The organism is Priestia sp. P5_B4, assembly GCF_056400385.1.
This window is the reverse complement of record NZ_JBFULJ010000631.1, coordinates 1-2,248: the sequence shown is the minus strand read 5'-3', so window position 1 is coordinate 2,248 and position 2,248 is coordinate 1. Positions and strand designations below refer to the sequence as shown.

General features: G+C 37.9%; 2 protein-coding genes. Both read left to right on the top strand.

The window, feature by feature from the left end; genetic code table 11:
* A partial coding sequence (locus tag AC1DRF_RS23950) for an amino acid permease (protein WP_477741870.1) occupies positions 1–1,197 on the top strand: 1,197 nt, incomplete at its 5' end.
* Positions 1,198–1,493: 296 nt separating this feature from the next.
* On the top strand, positions 1,494–2,248 hold a 755-nt coding region (locus AC1DRF_RS23945; RefSeq protein WP_477741869.1), incomplete at its 3' end, for an acyltransferase family protein.

The following is a 2,248-nucleotide window of genomic DNA, read 5'->3' as shown; positions in this document are numbered from 1 at the left end:
GCAATGCCTGTGTCAGGATCATTTCAAGTATACGCTACGAAGTTTATCGGGCCGGGAACTGGTTTTGCGGTTGGCTGGCTTTACTGGCTGACTTGGGTGGTGTCTGTCGGTTCGGAGTTTACAGCGTCTGGATTGCTTATGCAAAGATGGTTTCCTGACGTTTCGGTTTGGATATGGAGCGCGCTGTTTGCCCTTTTATTATTTGGTTTAAATGCAACATCTGTACGTTTTTTCGGTGAAACAGAATTTTGGTTTTCAAGTATTAAAGTATTAACCATTATTKTATTTATTATTTTAGGCGCAGCAGCGATGTTTGGATTCATTCCCCTTAGCGGTCATGAAAAAGCGCCGATGCTTTCTCACTTTACAGGAGAGGGCGGTTTATTTCCAAATGGACTTATGCCTGTATTAATTACGATGGTTTCTGTTAGCTTTGCTTTTTCGGGAACAGAATTAATTGGTATTACGGCTGGGGAAACAGAGGATCCGGAAAAGAATATACCTCGCGCAATTAAAAATATCATTTGGCGTACGTTCTTCTTTTTTATAGGAGCCATGTTTGTACTATCTGGATTGATTTCATGGAAACAAGCAGGAGTGTTAGAAAGTCCATTTGTAACGGTATTCGATCAAATAGGTATTCCTTACGCAGCAGATATCATGAACTTGGTTATTTTAACAGCTTTATTATCAAACGCTAATGCAGGATTATATGCATGTTCGAGAATGCYATGGTCATTATCTGATCAAAAAATGGTCAGCACTTGGTTAGGAAAAGTAACGTCTAAAGGAGTTCCATTTAATTCGTTGCTTATCAGCATGGGAGTGGCATGTCTGTCCTTGCTGTCAAGCGTAGTTGCACCAACAACTGTTTACTTAGTATTAGTTTCTATTTCTGGATTTGCGGTTGTAGCTGTATGGATGGCTATTGCGGCTTCTCACTTTATGTTCAGAAGACGCTATATTAAAGAAGGGAATGATGTATCGGAGCTTGTTTACAAAGCTCCTTTATATCCTATTGTACCTATTTTAGCGTTTGTTTTATGCTTTGCTGCTTGTGTAGGACTGGCTTTTGATGAGAGTCAGCGTATCGCATTATACTGCGGTATCCCCTTTGTCCTTTTTTGTTACTTGTTTTATTATTTGAAAAATAAAAAAGGAAACAGAAAAAACGAAAGTCAGCCTATAGCAAAATAAAAAGCAGAAGACCTAGGTCTTCTGCTTTTTTTGCATACAAAAACACCCTATCCATCCGTACTGGTTAAGTGTCCCGCAACAAGCGAAATTGAATTGGATAGGGTGCGTATCTATATAGTAGAGAAAGAGGCGCCGTTTGTCAAACTTATTTAGCCGCGCCTTATTTAAAAATAGAACTAAGCAAGGTTTTCACTGTTTTTTCATTTTCACTATGTATAGTAAGGAATGTAAAGAAAAGATATTCGCAGCAGCACGTCGTACAAATTCGTAGAAGGCGAAAGAAAGGAGGAGATCAAATGGCTAAGCGGGATGCGTATTTTGATAACGTAAAATTTATCTTAATTGTATTAGTAGTATTTGGCCATTTGTTAACTCCCTTCATTAATGATGAACAGTGGCTACGGACGCTCTACATATTTATTTACACCTTTCATATGCCAGCGTTCATTTTAATAAGCGGCTATTTTGCAAAGGGATATCGAAAAAAAGGATATATGTGGAAGATGGCGAAGAAAGTATTACTTCCTTATATTATTTTTCAACTTATCTATGCGGTATACGACTATAAACTGTATGATGAATCCACATTCAAAGTTTCAGTGTTTCAGCCAGCTTGGTCGCTATGGTTTTTATTGAGTTTATTTTGTTGGAACGCCATGTTGTTCATTTTTACAAAAATCAAATATCCTTTAGCCGTTGCGGCAGTTTTAGGGATTATGATTGGCTTATACGAACCGCTGGAAACAACGTTAAGCCTTTCTAGAACCTTTGTGTTCTTTCCCTTCTTCTTAACAGGATTTTATATGAAAAAAGAACATTTTAAAAAGTTGACGTCGGTTTCTTGCAAAAAAGTAGCTGGAGGCACTTTGCTGATTATTGCTCTATGGATCCAGTATATAGCACCGGACTTTGAGAAAGAGTGGTTATTTGGTTCAAAATCTTATGCCTCTTTAGGTGTAAATCAATTAGAGGGAATGACCATTCGTATGCTATTTTATAGCATCAGCTTAGCAATGACGATTTCCTTTCTAGCTTTGATCCCTACACAAAC